General features: G+C 72.9%; 11 protein-coding genes. All 11 read right to left on the bottom strand.

Annotated elements, in window-relative coordinates:
• Window positions 1–3,384, bottom strand: a complete 3,384-nt coding sequence (locus OG524_RS12355; RefSeq protein ID WP_405810202.1) for an FtsX-like permease family protein — start codon at window positions 3,382–3,384, stop codon at window positions 1–3.
• 161 nt (window positions 3,385–3,545) lie between these two features.
• Entirely contained in the window at window positions 3,546–3,950 is a 405-nt protein-coding gene (locus OG524_RS12350; RefSeq protein ID WP_384501337.1) for a globin, read from the bottom strand.
• Between the two features lie 74 nt (window positions 3,951–4,024).
• The gene (locus OG524_RS12345) at window positions 4,025–5,299 is read right to left on the bottom strand and encodes an FHA domain-containing protein (RefSeq protein ID WP_405810200.1); all 1,275 of its coding nucleotides are present in this window, start codon (window positions 5,297–5,299) and stop codon (window positions 4,025–4,027) included.
• Between the two features lie 125 nt (window positions 5,300–5,424).
• A complete protein-coding gene (locus OG524_RS12340) occupies window positions 5,425–6,786 on the bottom strand; it encodes a vWA domain-containing protein (RefSeq protein ID WP_405390803.1) in 1,362 nt (453 codons plus the stop codon).
• A 132-nt stretch (window positions 6,787–6,918) separates the two neighbouring features.
• Complete coding sequence (locus OG524_RS12335) at window positions 6,919–8,313, bottom strand: PP2C family protein-serine/threonine phosphatase (RefSeq protein WP_405810198.1); 1,395 nt, start codon at window positions 8,311–8,313, stop codon at window positions 6,919–6,921.
• A gap of 2 nt (window positions 8,314–8,315) precedes the next feature.
• Window positions 8,316–11,090: a tetratricopeptide repeat protein gene (locus OG524_RS12330; protein ID WP_405810196.1), complete on the bottom strand. Its 2,775-nt coding sequence runs from the start codon at window positions 11,088–11,090 to the stop codon at window positions 8,316–8,318.
• Window positions 11,087–12,424, bottom strand: a complete 1,338-nt coding sequence (locus tag OG524_RS12325) for a hypothetical protein (RefSeq protein WP_405390806.1) — start codon at window positions 12,422–12,424, stop codon at window positions 11,087–11,089. The genes OG524_RS12330 and OG524_RS12325 overlap by 4 nt, the downstream gene beginning before the upstream one ends.
• A gap of 47 nt (window positions 12,425–12,471) precedes the next feature.
• Complete coding sequence (locus OG524_RS12320; protein WP_405390807.1) at window positions 12,472–13,506, bottom strand: glutamate ABC transporter substrate-binding protein; 1,035 nt, start codon at window positions 13,504–13,506, stop codon at window positions 12,472–12,474.
• An 11-nt stretch (window positions 13,507–13,517) separates the two neighbouring features.
• Entirely contained in the window at window positions 13,518–14,906 is a 1,389-nt protein-coding gene (locus OG524_RS12315; protein ID WP_405810194.1) for a hypothetical protein, read from the bottom strand.
• Between the two features lie 311 nt (window positions 14,907–15,217).
• Window positions 15,218–16,192, bottom strand: a complete 975-nt coding sequence (locus tag OG524_RS12310; protein WP_405390809.1) for an N-acetylglucosamine kinase — start codon at window positions 16,190–16,192, stop codon at window positions 15,218–15,220.
• The gene (locus OG524_RS12305) at window positions 16,183–17,448 is read right to left on the bottom strand and encodes a 6-phospho-beta-glucosidase (protein WP_405810192.1); all 1,266 of its coding nucleotides are present in this window, start codon (window positions 17,446–17,448) and stop codon (window positions 16,183–16,185) included. Before OG524_RS12305 ends, OG524_RS12310 begins: the two co-directional genes overlap by 10 nt.
• Between the last annotated feature and the right edge of the window lie 2 nt (window positions 17,449–17,450).

The following is a 17,450-nucleotide window of genomic DNA, read 5'->3' as shown; positions in this document are numbered from 1 at the left end:
TCAGTTGTCCCCCTGGTGGCGCAGCGAAACGGCGGGATCGGCCCGCCTCAGCGTGATCGCGGCCACGATCAGCAACGGCAGCGCTGCGACGGAGGCCAGCAGCACGGCGACCTGCCCGGCGGGCAGCAGCACCAGGACGTCCGGCACCGGTCGGGCGGCCTGCCCCGTCAGCACCACGAGCGGCACGACGGCCCTGGTCAGCACGGCCCCCAGCGCCAGCCCGACCAGCACCGCGAGGGCGATCAGGATCCCCTGCTCCGCGGCGACCATCCTGGCCAGCCGCCTGCGGGACGTACCCAGAGCCCGCAACACGGCGAATTCGGCGGACCGTTCGCGCTGCGAGCCCACGAGGCCGACCGCGTAACCGACCGCGGCCAGCGCCGCGGCGACCGCGGCCACCGCCAGCAGCGCGGACTGCGGACCCGCCCCCAGCGGATCGTCCGCCAGAGCCTGGGCCGTCTCGTCGCGCACCAGCACCTGGGCCGGGTCCGTACCCGGCAGCTTGCGCAGCTCGGCCGCCACCACCGGCCCGTCGCCGGGGGCCGTGCTCAGCCACCACTCGGTGGGCGCCAACGCGGCACCGGACCGCTGGGCGAGCACTTCGGAGACGGCCCTGAGGTCCAGGAGCAGGCTCCCGCCGGGCTTCACCGACGACCCCGCCCCGCTTCCGGCGGCCGAGGAACCGGCGGCCGAGGAACCGGCGCCCGAGGAACCGGCGCCCGAGGAACCGGCGCCCGGGGAGCCGGCGGCGCCGGTGGTGGGCAGCTGCCGCACCGACTTCACCAGGGTCACCCGGACCGTCCGGCCGGACAGCGTGAGGTCGACCTCCTGGCCGAGCTTCGCTCCCGAGTACGTCAGATACGCGTCGGTCACCACCGCCTTCAGCGCGGGCGCCGCCGCACGGACCGCGGTGACCCTGAGCGTGCCCACCGGGCCGCCGCCGAAGAACGGCTCCGGCGTCAGGACGGCCCCCGTGCCGTAGCGGAAGGAAGGCTCCGCACCCGAAGCGCTCACCGGCTCCGGAGTCGCGCCCGGCCGCTCCTCCCCGGCCTCGGTCACGGTCGTCGCCGCCCGCCAGCGCACCCCGTCCCCGGCCCGGACCGGCTGCTCGCCGTCCTCGGCCGTCTGCGCCCTGAGCCCCGTCACCGCGACCAGCCGCTGCTGGGAGCGGTCCGCGGGCACGTCGCCGTCCACCTCGAAGCCGGTCACGGCCAGCCCGCCCGACGGGGACACGGGCACGGAGACGGTGTGCGTACGCCCGTCGACGGGAACGGTCCCGGCACCGATCCGGTAGCCGATGCCGTAACGGTCCTCCAGCAGCACGCTCACCAGCGGAGCCGCACCCGCCCGCTTCTTCTCCTCGGGCGCCGCGGTGTCGGTGATCCGCAGATCGAACACCGCCCGGGTGCTGTTCTCCGGCAGCGTCACCCCGGTACGCGTGGCCTTCGGCGGGGCGATCGCGTCGAACAGCTCCTGCGGTGCCGAGCCCGCGAGGTCCTCGCGCATCAGCATCCGCTCGCCTGCATGCGAAGTGTCCAGCGCCAGCACCTCGGCCGTCCGCCCGCCGGACAGGTCGACCGTCGTACGGAACGCCGGAGCCGCCTCGCGCACACCGGGCAGATCCGAGTACGGCGCCGCCTTCGCCGGGTCGTTGCCGAGCCCGGCCACGACCCGTACCGAGGCGCCGGACCTGAAGTCGGCCTGGTCGCTCTGCGAACGGTCCCAGGAAGCGGCCTGGCCGATGGCCAGCATGCCCGTCGCCACGGCCAGCACGATCAGCAGCACCGGACCCGCACCGCGCAGCGGACGGCGGCTGAACTGCCAGCCGGCCAAGGCCGCGGACAGTCCCCGGCCGCCCGCCGCGCGGCGCTCCGCGAGCCGGGCCGCCGGGGGCAGCAGGCGCAGCGTCAGCACCGTGCCCGCGAGCAGGGCCAGCGCCGGTGCGGCGACCAGCAGCGGATCGATGCCGAGCTCGCCCTCCCGGTCACCGCTGAGCGCGCCGCTGCCCGAGGTCCCGGTCTGCCGGTCCAGCTGCCAGTAGGCCACCCCGGCGATCAGCAGCAGCCCGAGGTCGGCACCCGCGCGCACCGGGGCGGGCAGCGCCGTGGCGCGGGAGCCCCGCCGCCCGCCCGCGCTCGCGGCCAGGGCGGGCGCCACCACGGCGAGCGCACACGCCAGCGCGACGGCGACGGCCACCAGCCACACCGAGCCGTTCACACCACCGCCGAGCTCCAGCCCGATCCGGGTGAGCTCGCTCCGGTCCGCGAGCAGCCGGGTCAGCGGTCCGGCGAGCAGCGGGGCGACGAGAGCGGCGGGCACCGCGAGCAGCAGTGCCTCGGTCGCGGCCAGCGAGGCGAGCCGGCCCCGCGAACCGCCCCGGGCCCGCAGGAGTTCCGTCTCACCGGCCCGCTCGCTGCTCAGCAGCCGGGCCACGAGCAGCAGGGCGTAGCCCGCGAGCAGGACCAGCTGGACCGCGACGATCATGATCGTCGAGCGGGACACCAGCAGCGCCCGGTCGATCTGCTCGACGACGGTGGGCAGCGAGGTCCGCACCGTGACCTTGCCGTCGAACACCGCGGCCGCCGACAACGCCTTCGGCCCGGCCGTCGACGCGCGGTGCAGATCCCCGGTCCGGTCGGTGGTCACCGTACGGAAGTCGGCACCGGCCAGCCAGGACACCCCACCGGCACTCAGCCGGTCGGAAGCCAGGACCGCGGGGTCGGCGAGCAGCGGACCGTACGTGGTGAAGACGACCTTGCGGACCCCGCGCCCGCCGAGCGTGTCCAACTGCCAGTAGGGGTCGGCCTGGTCGGACGCCTCGTACAGGCCGGTGATCTCGATCGTGAGCGGTGCTCCGCCCAGCCGGTCGGCGAGGGTGAGCCGCGTGCCCGTTTTCACCTTCAGGGCCTCGGCGGCGGCACGGGGGAGTGCGACCTGCACCGGCCCGGCCGGGGCACCCGCCCCGGCGACGGGCATGCGCCCCTCGGTCAGACGGACGCGGCTGCGGTCGAGCGAGGCGAGGTGTGTGAGATCGGGTTCACCCCGGCGGCCGACCGGAGCCTGGAGACCGCGGGGCAGCGCGTACGGTCCGGAGGTCTCCAGCTTCCGTACGGTCACCGGCAGTGCGTCGAAGGTGTCAGCGGCGGCCCGGCGGACCGTGGCGTCGGCCTCGGCGCGCCGGTCGCGCTCCACCTCCGCGGACACGAAGAGGGCGGCGGACTCGGCGGAACGGTGGGTCAGCGTGTGCCGCAGGGCGGCGTCCCCGACGGAACCGGAGAAGGCGGTCAGCGCCGCCAGTACGCAGGTGGTCAGCAGTACGGCCAGGAGGGCGGCCGCGAGAAGCAGCCGGTGCGCACGCACCCGCAGAAAGACGAACCCCGTCACCTGATCCCCCGAAACCCTCAGCAGCCGCACGCCCCCCGACGTTCCCAGGATGCTTTCAGAGCGCACCGGCTCCTGGAAACCGCTTGCGGTCGCTATTGATGGGATCGTGACCGATATCCGGCGGCGGAGCACCGGATTCCGCACGCCCGCGGAGGGGAGGGTCAGCCCTCGGTATTGATCATGGAAGCGGCGGCGTACGTGAGGTAGTCCCACAACTGCCGCTCGTGCGCGGCGGACAGGCCGAGCTCGTCGAGGGCCACCCGCATGTGGGAGAGCCAGGCGTCGTGCGCCGCACGGTCCACCTGGAACGGGGCGTGCCGCATCCGCAGCCGGGGATGCCCCCGGTGATCGCTGTAGGTGCGCGGACCGCCCCAGTACTGCATGAGGAACAGCGCGAAGCGCTCCTCGGCCGGACCCAGATCAGCCTCCGGGTACATCGGCCTCAGCAGCGGGTCGTCGGCGACACCCTGGTAGAAGCGGTGGACCAGACGCCGGAAGGTCTCCTCGCCGCCGACCTGCTCGTAGAAGGTCTGCTCCTGAAGCGTGTCGCGCGGAATCTCTGTCACCCGTCCATCGTCGCAGACGCACCGGCCGAGTACCGAGGTCCTAGGACTCCGGTACCCGGTGCGGGCGTGCGGGATCAGTCGCGGCGGACGGTGATCGTCGTCCAGGCCCCGACGTGCACCTGGTCACCGTCCTGGAGCGGGACGGGGACGTAGGGCTGGATCGGGTCCTCGGCACCGTTGAGCGTGGTGCCGTTGGTGGAGTTCTGGTCGACGACCGCCCAGGTGCCGTCCGGCTGCTGCACCAGCACGGCGTGCTGGTGCGAGACGCCCGGATCCTCCGGCGGCACGGCGAGGTCTATGTCGGGCGACTCGCCGGTGCTGTGCCGGCGGCGGCCGATGGTGATCTGGTTGCCCGTGAGCGGCAGATGCTGCTCGGGGGAGTACGCGGGCAGGTTCAGCCCGGTCGCCTCGGGGCCGCTGCGCTGCATCATCGCCAGGAAGTACGCACGGTCCGGGGCAATGACGGCCGACCAGGTGCCGGACGACCGGTCCTGGCCCTGGCCGGGGAACTGCTGCTGCGGAGGCTGGGGGGCCTGCGGAGGCTGTGACGCCTGGGGCGTCTGCGGTCCCTGCTGGAAGGACTGCGGAGGCTGCTGCTGAGAGGGCGGCGGCAGCATCCAGTCGTCGTCCCCACCGGTCCGCGGAGCCTGCGGCTGCGGCGGCGCGGACTGCTGCTGGAACGACGGCGGGGGCGGCGGTCCCTGCTGCCCCGGCCCCTGCGGCTCGAACGGTGAAGGCGGACCTTGCTGCCCCGGCCCCTGCGGCTCGAACGGCGAAGGCCGGCCGGGCGGCGGGCCCTGCTGTCCCTGGTGCTCGAAGGGGGACGGCGACTGCTGCTGGAAGGCCGGCGGAGGCGGCGGCCCCTGCTGGAACGGCGGCGGACCCGGCCGGCCCGCCTGCTCCGGCGAGAGCGGCTCCGCGGGCCGGTTCATCTGCGACGGCCGCGAGCTCTGGTAGTCGAAGGCGTCCCGCTGCTGCGGGGGCGACGGCGGTCCCTGCTGCGCCTGGAAACCGGGCGGCAGATTCAGGCCGGGCACCGGGCCACCGACGCCGCCCTGCGGGGCCAGCGGGGTGTACGACGTCGCCGTGTTCGTGAGGAAGTTCCAGCGGCACTCCTCGCAGAAGGGCGCCATCGCCTCACGCGGGGTGCGGCACTGCGGGCAGAGCTCGGCCTGGGCGGTCGGCCCACCGGAGCCGGAGCCCTGCGGGAAGCCGTAACCGGGCGCGGGTGGCGGAGGAGGCGGCGGCGGGACCGCGCCCGCGGGCGCACCCGCCCCGGCCATGCGATGTCCGCAGACCTCGCACCAGTCCTCGGAACCCGACTGGTGTCCGTTCGGGCAGGTCGGCATGTCGGCGCTTCCCCCTCTCCTCGTCCGGCCCGCAGGCCGTCATGCTCGTAGGCGCGCCGCGCGGCGGACCGGATGGCCCCCGTGCGGCTGTGTCGCTGTCGTGTACGCAGCTGTCGTTCTTGCCGCTATTTCTTGACGCGAACGGTCTTGGTCGAGCGCGTTTCGAGTGTCATCTCGTCCGCTTCCGCCACCCTCGCTTTCAGTCGCACAGTACCGGTCGCCGCGTCGACGACGTCGACCACCTTCGAAAGGAGTTTCGCGGTATCCGCGTTCCCGGAGGCCGAGGCGAGCTGCACCGCACGGCCCAGTTTCGCGGTCGCGCCGTCGAAGTCTCCTGATTTGCGCGCATCCAGGCCTTGTTGGATGACTTGCGCCAGTTCCGCCTGGCCTGTGTAGTGGGCGACCTGCGGGTTGATCGACGTGGACGCCACCATGTCGTCCGTCCACACCGCCCGTACGAGTCCCTGGGAAAGGGTCTGCGGGGTGGCGTCGGCCGACGTGGCGGGCAGGATCAGCGAGACACGCGCCGCCAGCATCTCCTGGCCGATCCCGGCCTGCGGAACCCGTACGCACACGTGGTAGTCCCGGGACTCGTCGCCCCAGGAGCCGGTCGGGTAGTCACCGGCGCGGGGGCCCGCCTCGGTGCGGCGGCCGGTCAGATCGGTGACCGTGGGTGCCACCTGCTTCACGAAAACGATCTCCACACCGACCGGCGTCCAGAGCCGCAGGCCCACATCCGCGACCTCCTTGCCCATCGCGTTCTCCATCATCTGCGTGAAGTCCGCGGCGAGCCCCGCCGGATCGGCGACGATGTCGGCCGTGCCGAGCAGGGCTGAGGCGACGGCTGTGACCTCTTTCACCTCCCAGTCGGTGCCGACACCACGGGCGTCACAGGTGAAACGGCCCGCACAGGACTCCAGCGCGGCCCGCAGATCCTCCGGGGACTCGTGCTCGTTGCGCCCGTCGGTGAGGAGGATTCCGTGCCGGATCTCCACATCGGCCGCCCCGAGCAGCCGGTCCGCGAGTCGCAGCCAGGTGCCGACCGCCGTACCACCGCCCGCGCTCAGCCGGCGCAGGGCCTCCTTCGCCTGGGCCCTCGTCTGCGCGTCGGCGGTCGCGAGGCGTCCGTTGCCCGGGTACACGTCCTTGGCCACGTGCGTCCCCGCCACCACCGCGAACAGCGTGCCGTCGCGCAGGGTGTCGATGGCCGCCGCAGTGGCGTCGCGCGCGTTGCGCATCTTCGTGGGCGGGTAGTCCATCGAGCCCGAGCAGTCGACCATGAGCACCACTGCCGCGTCCGGTGCGGTCCCCGCCGTTCGCGCGGGCGTCGGGGGTACTCCGGTCAACGGCACACCACCGGTGGTACCCCCACCCGTCGAGGTGACGGTGACGATCGCGTTGACCTCACGGCCGCCCTCGGGCAGGTAGGCGTTCTGGTACACCTCGACGGCGAACCGCGGCACGCCGGACTTGGAGAAGTTGGCCATCTGATCGGCTCCTCGATGCTCCACGTGTGTCAGGTGAAGACAGGTAAGCGGACAGGTTCGAGCAGGAAGTCGGGGCGAGGGAGGGACGAAGGAGAGGCGAAAGGGGGGACGAACAGACGGACCGGACGCGGCTCAGACGGTGCCGCAGGCCGATCCTGCCCCTCGGAACGGCACGGCGAACGGCAGCAGAGCCACTGTTACGTTGTCGTGGCCCCCGCCGTCGAGCGCGTGACCGACCAGCACCTGGGCGCCGTGCAAAGGACGTCCGTACGCGTCGGGCGGCACCGCCGCGGCCATCTCCACCGCCCCCTCCGCGTAGTTCCACAGCCCGTCCGTGCACACCACGACCAGCCCCGCCCGGTCCGGTTTGAAGGACGCGGTGTGCGGTTCGAGTTCGTACGCGTCGGCTCCGAGCCAGCCCGTGATGGCGTGGGCGCGCTCGTCCGCGTACGCCTCCGCCTCGTTCATCAGACCCGTCGCCACCATCTGCGCGGCCCAGGAGTCGTCCTCCGTGAGGCGGACGGGCGCGGCGGTGCGGTCCTCGGGCACCCAGTAGACGCGGCTGTCGCCCACCCAGCCGATGACCAGCAGCTCGCCCGCCGTGATCGCGCCGACCAGGGTGCAGGCCGGGGCGTTCTGATGGCGGTGCGGATCGTGCTCCATCGCGTGGCCAGGCTCCTGCGCCAGGGAGTTGACGGCCTCGGAGGCGGCGAGGATCGCCTCGTGCATCGCCTGCTGCGGATGCGTGCCACGCGGCAGGGAATCCAGCAGCGCCTCGTTGGCCGCGGTCGCCGCGGCTGCCGAGGCCTCGTCGGGACGGCTCGCCGACGAGACGCCGTCGCACACGATCGCGACGACGGCCGGTGAGCCGTCCGGCAGAGCCGTCGAGGACACCGCGAAGGCGTCCTCGTTGCGGTGGTGGCGCAGACCCCGGTCGCTGACCGCGGCCACCGAACCGAGCTCCTGCTCCATGTGGTCGCGCTCCCGGGGCTGGGCGTGGCCGCAGTTCTCGCAGTAACCGTCGGTGTCCACACGGCCGGAGCGGCAGGCCACACAGATCTTGCCGCCCGGGGCCGTGGCGGCCGCGGTGTGCTCCGCGGTACGCGGATCGGGCGCGGCCAGCTCGAAGTCGCCCGAGGCGCCTTCCGGGCCGTCCGGCTCGTCGAAACGGACCGCCGCCGGGGCCGCCGAGGGGACAGCCGCCTGAGCGGCCACCGGGGCCGCCGTCGGCAGGGGCTTGCCGCCCGAGTCCGTGCCGGGCAGATCGGTCGGGCGGTGCGTGGGCGATGGGAGGTCGGAGCTGTCGGCCTCGGAGGCGGGCGGCCACTCCACCGCACCGGCGGCCGGCGCCCGCTCCGCCGGACTCGGCCCCGGGATTGTGATGGCGACCGTGGGACGGTCCCCGGGGGGTGCGGGAACGGCCGAGAGGTCGTACCCGCACGCGCCGCAGAACAGGTCGCCCGACTCCAGGGGTTCCTCGCAGCCGGGGCACCCCGGCAAGGAGGCCTGCTCATGGATCTGTGACATCTTCACACCCAGGTCCGGGGGCGGAAACGGTTGGCCCGCTCCACCAGTTCGATCCTCTCGTCGCCCCGCTGCGTCAGCCGGGCGAGCATCCGGTACGAGCGTTCGAGACCGAACCTGAGGCCCTGCTCGTCCAGCTCACTGCCGAGCAGCGCCCTCGGCCCCGCGGCTGCGGGGGAGGCCGGACCCGGCGACCGATCCGTGGGACTACCGGAGAGTACCCAGTCAAGTGCCGTACCCAGCACCTCGGTCGACAACCGCTCACGGCGCACCGCGTCCAGACCGTAGTCCCGCAGCGCCGTCACCTGGTCCGCCGAGGCGGCCAGATCGTCGATCAGCGGCTCGTGCGGGGCGCGCTCGCGCAGCCGTGCCCGCACCGCGGCCACCCGCGCCGCCGTGTAGTGGATCGACGACTCCGGTACGGACTCCAGCGTCCGCACGGCCCCGGACCGGTCCCCGGCGGCGATCTGCACCCGCGCCAGGCCGAACGCGGCACTGACGAAGCTCGGATCGGTCGCCCACACCAGTCGGTAGTACTCGGCGGCGTTGTCCAGCTGGCCCAGGACCTCCGCGCAGATGCCCAGCGCCAGCTTCGGCGCCGGCTCCCCGGGGAAGGCGTCGTACACCGCGTCGAAGGACAGTGCCGCGTTCTCCTTGTCCCCGGTCACCAGGGAGGTGACCCCGCGGTACCAGACGACCCGCCAGTCCTCCGGATGCTGCGTCTCCACCGTGGTCAGCGCCCTTACGGCGGCGTCGAGTTCGTCCATCTCCAGCCGGGCGCGCAGCTCGCGCAGCCAGGTCTCCAGCGACGGGGCGGGCACGGTCTGCAGCGCGGAGACCAGCTCGGCGGGTGCCGACGTCATCACCCCGGCGAGGAATCCGGCGTTCGGGTCGTTGGCGTCGACCCGGGGGACCGGCAGGGCCAGCGAGGTCGCCCGCGCGTCGAAGTCCACCAGCCGGGGGGCACGGCCGTTGTGCACGGCGGGCAGCGGCCCCGGGACGGGAACCGGCGGACGCGGGGCCGGAACAGCCGCCCGGGACGGCGCGTACCCGGGAACTCCACCGGGGCCGCCCGCCGTACCACCGCCGGAGCCTCCCCCGACATGGGTGTCCGGGGCGTGCAGCGGACCCGCGCCCGGCACGCCGTGAGCGGGAACGGGAACGGGAGAGGAAGCGGGGGCGTACGGCGCGGGGACCGAAGGCGGCAGGGCTGCCGCCCCCGGACCCTGCGCCACGGGCACCGCACCGTTCTTCCGGCGTCCGAAGCGCCCCGCCGGAGCCCTGCGGGCGCCGAGCCGGGACACCTCACCGGTCAGCTCCCCGAACAACACCGTGTCCGTCACCCGGAGTTCCGTGCCGAACAGGGTCGAGAGCGCCGGGCGCGGGCGTCCCGTCTGCAGCGCCACCACCTCCCGCAGCACACCCGTCAGCTGCTCGGCCATCTCCGCGGCCGAAGCGAACCGCCGTTCCGGATCCGGGTCCGTGGCCCGCACCAGCAGCCGGTAGAACGACTCGTACCTGCGGAAGACGTCGATGTTGTCCGGATCGGGCAGCGAGTCCACGAAGACGTTCGTGTACCCCTGGAAGTCGAAGGTGAGCACCGCGAGCGTCCGCGCGACCGTGTACAGGTCGGAGGCGACGGACGGACCGACCTCGGCCACCTCGGGCGCCTGGTAGCCGACCGTGCCGTAGATGGCCGAGTCGGTGTCGTCCATCCTGCGCACCGCGCCCATGTCGATCAGCTTGAGCTGGTCCTCGGTCTGGATCGCGTTGTCGACCTTGAAGTCGCAGTACAGCAGGTTCCGGCTGTGCAGGTGGCCGAGTGCCTCCAGCGCCTCGATCCCGTACGCGCACGCCTGCTCCACCGGCAGCGGATCCCGCTTCCCGGCCGGGGTACGACGCTCGTTGGCGATCTCCTTGAGCGCCTTGCCGCCGACGTACTCCATCACGATGTAGCCGTCGAGCGAACCGGTGCGCTGGTCCAGGTGCTCCACGAAGTTGTAGATACGGACGATGTTGGAGTGCTCGATCTCCGCGAGGAAGCGCCGCTCGGAGATGGCAGCCGCCATGGCGTCCTGGTCCCCGGTGTCCAGCAGGCCCTTCAGGACCACCCAGCGGTCGGAGACCGCCCGGTCCACGGCGAGGTAGACCCAGCCCAGACCGCCGTGCGCCAGGCAGCCCGCCACCTCGTACTGGCCGTGCACGATGTCACCGCCGCGCAGCTTCGGCACGAAGGAGTAGGGGTGGCCGCACTTGGTGCAGAACCCCTCGGTGCGGCCCGGCCGTTCGCCGCGCGCCCGGCCCACCGGGGCGCCGCAGTCGGAACGCGAGCAGAATCGCTTCCGTTCGGGGACCTCGGGGTTCTCCATCACCGCCGTCTGCGGATCCGGCCGCGGCACGTCGGGGACGAGCACCAGGCCCGCGCCCAGCCGGCCCCGCCCGGACGAGGAGCCCGTCGAACTGCCCGCGGAGACCACCGACACCGAACGGGAGGTGGACGAACCCGACAGCGAGCGGGAGAGCCGCCCGGAGACCGAACGCCTGGACGTCGACGAACGGGACGACGCCCTCGACGACGCCCGCGAACCCGTCCGCTGCGACGTGCTGGCGCTGCCCCGGCCGCCCGTCCCACCGCCCACCGCGATACCTGTGGGCGGCGAGCCCAGCATGCCCGTCGAGGACACGACCGGCGCGAGACCGCACGTGTCGCAGTACAGCTCACCGCCGCCCATGTCCTCGTAAGCGCCCTCGCACGCGGGGCGCTGGCACTGCGTACTCATGATGTCTCCCCCTGTTCGCCGTGCCCGCCCCGGTCGCGCGGAGTCAGCAGATCCACGGCGGCCTGCTGGTAGCGCAGCACCGCCTGTCCGGCGACGCGCAGATCGCACGGCGCGCTCCACAGCATCCGGCGGGCCGCGTCGTACCGCTCGATCAGCAGCGGATCCTCCGCCAGACCGTGCCGGGCCACCTTCGCCCTGTAGGCGTCGAGCCTGCCACGCAGCTCCGCACGGATCGCGAGCGGCGCCGTGACCGACGTCAGCGACTCCCGGGCGCGCATCAGCTCCTCCTCGGCCTCCCGCTCCAGCGACTCCAGCAGCGGTGAGAGCCGGCTCCACTGGGCGTGCCTGCGGTACTCCGCCGCCACCGCCAGCCGCTCCTGCAACGCGGTCGGCGGTCCGCTGACCGCGGGCACCTCCGACGCGGCGATCTTCGCCAGCACCTCACCGCGCGCCGACCGGGCCTCGGTGAGCGTACGGTTCGCGCGCGACAGCAGGTCGCGCACCTGGAGCAGGCGCTGCTCGGCGTCCTGCCGGACCGCGAGCACCGCCTCGATCTCCCGGCGCACGTCCTCCAGGGCACGGGCCGCCCGGTCGTAACGCGTGGTGTCGGGACGCCCTGCGCCGGGCGCGGCGCTGCCCGGTCCCGGCATCCAGAACGCCAGCGGATCGGAGATCACCTGCACCCGCAGCGTGGCCAGCTCCTGGGTGATCGACTCCAGGTCGTCACCGGCCGGATGCTCCCCCGGCCGCACCCCGACGGAGTGCGCCAGCGAGCGGGTGCGGTGCAGTTCGGCCGCCAGCAGGTCTATCCGGGCGGGCAGCGCCGACCACACGGAGTCCGACGCGACGACCATGTCCAGCGAGCGGGCGTACAGCTCGTTCATCCGGGCGACGAGCTCCTCCAGCGTGAACCGCTCGGAGAGCCGGGCCGGACCGGTGAGCGACGCGCCCGGTCCCGCAGTGCCCTGGTTCGCCACGGTCACACCGTCGCCGCGCAGCAGATCGGTCAGGGCCACCATGTCGCCCCGGCCGGGGTAGCGGCGCCTGGACCGGATCTCACGGGCCGAGGCCAACGCCCTGGCGTAGGCGTCGAAGTACCTCCAGAGCAGCGTGATCGTCTGCTCGGTGGCGGCCCAGCGTTCCTTTGTGACACCGGTCAGATCGGCGCCCTCCAGGAGCCGGCGGCCGGCATGGTCCTGCAGGGCGAGGAGCGAGGTCTCGATGGCCTCGTGCTCCGCGCCGAGCCGGGCCAGGGTACGGTCCGCCTCGTCCCGGCCCATGACCGGGCCGGGGGGCCTCCCCGCGAAGCCGGGGAAGGATCCCGCCACGCTCATCGATCACCTTTCCGCTCGTTCCGCCGGACCCGGGGGTCCGGGCAGGTTCAGTTGCTCCGGTACTTGGGGGCCGGGGGCCCCTTGATCCCGGGCAGGCCCTCCGACAGCCACGCCTCGTACGACTTCATCCAGAGGCTCCCGGCACCGCCACGGCGGTAGTCGACCAGCACCTGGTTGACCCTGGCCACCAGATCGTCGGCGCCGAGCTTCGCCGCGACCCCGTAGTACTCCGTGGTGAACGGCTTGTCGCCCTTGAGCTCCACCGCCGGATCCTGCGCGGCCTGCCCCGCGGCCAGCGCGTTGTCCGTGACCACCGCGTCGACCTCGCCGAGCTGCAGCCGCACCAGGCAGTCCAGCTGGTTGGGGACCGTCAGCTGGTCCCGGTCCCGCTCGGTGCCGTCGCCCTCGTCCTCGAATATCGCGCCGTACGACTGCTTCTCCAGCGCCTCGAACGCCGTGGAGCCCTCCGCCGTGCAGACCCGCTTGCCGGCCAGGGACCTGTCGTACCCCGTGATGCTCGATTCCTTCGGCGCGAGGACCTGCTGCCCGGCCTGGAAGTAGGCCGTGGAGAACGAGACCTGCTCCAGACGCCTGCAGTTGATCGTCATCGTCCGTACGACGACGTCGACCTTGTCGTGCTCCAGCGCCGCGATGCGCTGGTTCGTGGGAATGGCCCGGAAGATCACCGCGTCCGGATCGCCCAGGATGTCCTTCGCTATGGCCCGCACCAGGTCGATGTCGAAGCCCTCCAGGGTGTCGCTCTCCGGATCGCGGTACCCCCACCGGAAGCTGTTCTGGTCGACACCGGCGATCAGCTTGCCGCGCGCCCGGATCCTGTCGATCGCCGGGCCGTCGTCCGTGGACGGAAGCAGGCTCGCCTCCGGATCCGTGCACGCGTCCGCCTTGGCGGGCACCGTGGAGGTCACCCCCTGGCCGGCCTCCTGCCCGCCGAAGGTGCCGTCACCGTGCGCCAACGGCAGCAGGGTGAGCGAGGCCGTGACGGCACAGGCCACCGCCATGCCCGTCACACCGCCCCACCCGCGCAGCCTGCGGCGCGCGGCCCAGACCTTCGCCCTGGTCATCGCTCCCCCTCTCACCGGTACTCCGAGAGCCTGCGGTTGACCCCGACGATCGTGGCGACCGCACCCAGTACGGCGAGGACGGCTGCCCCGATCGGCAGCCCGCCCAGCGCCCCGCGCCCGTTCTTCGCCGCCGCGGTGAACTCGCCCTGTTCGTGGGCGAGAGCCTGTCGCAGTGCGCCGTCCACCTGCTCGAAGGACTCACCCGTGGAGCCCTCCTTGCCGATGATCTGCTCCAGGGCGCCCTCGTAGTCGCCCTGGTCGTCCGTCGTCCGGGCCTTCTTGTGGCGGTCCTGCCACTCGGACACACTGCTGACGGCCTTCGCCACCGGCTCGCTCCCCGGGGTGCCTTCGGCGAGCTTCCCGGCGCTTTCGAGCTCCGTGCCGAGGGACTTCATGCCCGTGCTGTAGTCCGTCTCGTACTTGTCGCGCGTGCCGTCCGCCGTCAGTACCGCGCCTCGGGCGACCAGGGTGAGGTTCTCGTTGGCTCGTGCCTTCAGCGAATTGATCCGTGCCTTGTTGAGGACATCGAGGGACTCCTGCCCCTGTGCCATCGCCGCACGCAGCTCGGCCCTGGCCACCGTGTGCCCCACGGCCAGCCACAGCAGCACCACCGTGGCCGCGGCGGTCGCCGCGAGCAGCCCGTGGTTGAAGACGCGGTTCGTCCGGCGGTAGTTGCGCCGCTGCATCCACACCAGCGCGGCCAGCGCTACGAGGCCGGCCGCCAGCGAGAGGAACGGCCACTGCCGCGCGTCGGCCGAGTCGGTTCCGAGTCTGCTGGTCTCCGCCGCGTACAACCGCTCTGCGGCCGGAAGGAGTTCGTTCGTCATCTTCTGGTTCGCGTACCGGAGGTAGGCACCGCCGAGGGGCAGTCCCTGCCGGTTGTTGGCGCGGGCCCGCTCGACCAGGCCCGTGTACTCGGGAAGCAGCTGGTTCAGCGTGGTGATCTCGTCCCACGAGGAGGACGAGGCGTCGGTGTTCGCCGCCGCCTTCACCAGGAGCCTGGAAGCCTCCCCGATGTCCTTCTCGTACTGCTCGTGCACGTCCTCGGGCTCCTGCGCGCCCGCCAGGAAGCCGCTCGCCGCCATCGTGTCCGCGTCGGCCAGGGAGCGGTAGATGCTCGCCGCGTCCGCGCTCAGCGGCTGGCTGTGGGACAGCACGTCGTCCGCGGCCGAGGCCCGCCCGGAGATCTCCAGGGCCGTGACCGCGCCGAACGCCACGACCAGCAGCGCCAGTACGGCGCCGATGATCTGCAGCCTGCCCGGCTCGGTCGTCGCCGCGGTACGCAGCCGCTCGGCGGCAACCGACCGGACGTCACGACGCTGCGCGGGTACGGTCACGGGCACGGCCGGCCCACCCGGCGCGCGCTCCCGCGGCGGGGCCCCGTTCGGCTGGTATGTCACTTGACCTCCCCCTCGGTCACTGACGGCGGCCCGGACCCCCGGCCGATCGGGGGACTCGTGCCCGGCCAGAAGTATGGCCGCAGGAACCGGCATTCACCAGGAATGCCTCGATCCCGCATCGATCCCCGTATTCGATCAGGGCTTGCCCGGGCGATCAAGACGATCGCCCGGGCAAGCCCTGAGACATCCCCCGAAGCGGATCGATCCCCCCACCATGAACACGTACGGGACATCTGATCGGTTCCCGTGCGGAAGGGGCGTTCCGCGGCGCCGAAGCCGTTCCGAACACCCCTGCCGTTGCCCCCAGTGTGTCAGGTGTAGTGAGCACGCAGCCTGTTGTGCACCTCGGGCGCCGCCCCCGTACGGTCCAGGCCCAGCAGCGCCGCCCCCAGCACGGGGGGCTGTGTGACGACCCGGATCGCCGCCTTCGGAGCGCGCTCCGCCAGCAGACGCGCGATCCGGTCGTCCAGTCGCGGGTGCCGCGCGGCCAGGACGCTGCCGCCCAGCACCACCGGCACCTCCTCGTCCAGCAGCCCGAGCCGGCCGAGCGCGACCGATGCCAGGGCGACCACCTCGTCCGCCAGCCGGTCGACGAGACCCGTCGCCACGGGGTCCCCGGTCGCGCTCGTCGCGAACAGCACCGGAGTCAGCTCGTGCCGGGACCCGTGCGTGATCCGGCCCCGGTGCAGCGCCTCGATGAGCTCGTACATCGAGCCGAGCCCGAAGTGCCCCGGCAGCGTACGCACCAGCTCCGTCGGCTCACCGCGGCCGTCCTCCGCCCGCGCCGCGAACCACAGGGCCTCCTCGGCGAGACCCGAACCCCCGCCCCAGTCACCGGAGATCCGGCCGATCGCGGGGAAGCGTGCGGTACGCCCGTCCGGGACCATGCCGACACAGTTGATCCCCGCCCCGCAGACGACGGCCACACCGCGCGGCTCGTCGACCCCGGCCCGCAGGATCGCGAAGGTGTCGTTGCGCACCTCCACCGAGCCGCCCCACTCCCGGCGGAGCAGAGCCTCGGTCAACTCGGCCTCCTCCACCGGCAGATCGGCGTTCGCCAGACACGCCGACACATGGCCGACGTCCCCCATGCGCACGCCGGACGACGCCAGTGCCCGGCCGAGCGCGTCGGCCAGCACGTCGACGGCCGCCTCCACCCCGACCACCGGCGGCTGGAAGCCGCCCCCGCGGGCCGTGGCCAGCACGGAGCCGTCCTCGCCGATCAGCGCCACGTCGGTCTTGCTGTTGCCCGCGTCGACGGCGAGGACCGAAGCGTTCACGCCCACGCCAGGTGCTCCCGGTTGTGCGCGATCAGCCGGTCGGTGAGCGCCTCGGCGTACTCGTACTGGCCGATCAGCGGATGCGACAGCAGCGCCTTGAACACCCGGTCCCGGCCGCCCCGGAGCGCGGCCTCCAGCGCCAGGTCCTCGTACGCCGTCACGTTGGCGATCAGCCCCGCGTAGAGCGGGTCGAGCGCGGGGGCCGTGAGCGGGGCGGCACCCGTGCCGTCCACCCGGGCCTGCACCTCGATCACCGCGTCGTCCGGCAGGAACGGCAGCGTGCCGTTGTTGTACGTGTTGACCACCTGCACCGAGGACCCGCCCCCGCCCAGCAGCGCGGCCGCCAGGTCCACGGCCGCCTCCGAGTAGAAGGCGCCGCCGCGCCTGCCGAGCAGCGCCGGCTTCTCGTCCAGCGCCGGATCGCCGTACATGGCCAGGAGTTCCTTCTCCATCGCGGCGACCTCGGCGGCCCGCGACGGCTTCGTGCCGAGCTCCCGGACGACTTCGTCGTGCGCGTAGAAGTACCGCAGGTAGTACGACGGGACGACGCCGAGCCGGTCGACGATCTGCCGGGGCATGCGCAGGTCGTCGGCGATCGCGTCGCCGTGCTCCGCGAGGAGCCTGGGCAGGACGTTCTCGCCGTCCGGACCGCCGAGCCGGACCCCGAGCTCCCACGACAGGTGGTTGAGCCCGACATGGTCGAGGTGCACCTCGGAAGGCGTGACGTCGAGCAGCGCGGCGAACTTCCGCTGGAATCCGATCGCCACGTTGCACAGGCCGACGGCCTTGTGCCCGGCCTGCAGGAGCGCCCGGGTCACGATGCCGACGGGGTTGGTGAAGTCGATGATCCAGGCGTCGGGATTGGTCCGGCGGACCCGTTCGGCTATGTCCAGGACGACCGGCACCGTGCGCAGGGCCTTGGCGAGGCCGCCGGCCCCGGTGGTCTCCTGGCCGACGCAGCCGCACTCCAGCGGCCAGGTCTCGTCCTGGTTGCGGGCGGCCTGTCCGCCGACGCGCAGCTGGAGCAGGACCGCGTCGGCGCCCTCCACCCCCGCGTCCAGGTCGGCGGTCGTGGTGATGCGCCCCGGGTGGCCCTGCTTGGCGAAGATCCGCCGGGCCAGGCCGCCGACGAGCTCCAGCCGGTCGGCCGCCGGGTCGACGAGCACGAGCTCCTCGACCGGCAGGGTGTCCCGCAACCGTGCGAATCCGTCGATCAGTTCAGGTGTGTAGGTGGACCCGCCACCCACTACTGCGAGCTTCATGA

This window comes from Streptomyces sp. NBC_01520, from assembly GCF_045040375.1.
In the GTDB taxonomy this organism is placed as follows: Bacteria; Actinomycetota; Actinomycetes; order Streptomycetales; family Streptomycetaceae; genus Streptomyces.
Note: the sequence above shows the minus strand (reverse complement) of the source record. Positions and strands in the feature narration are given on the sequence as shown.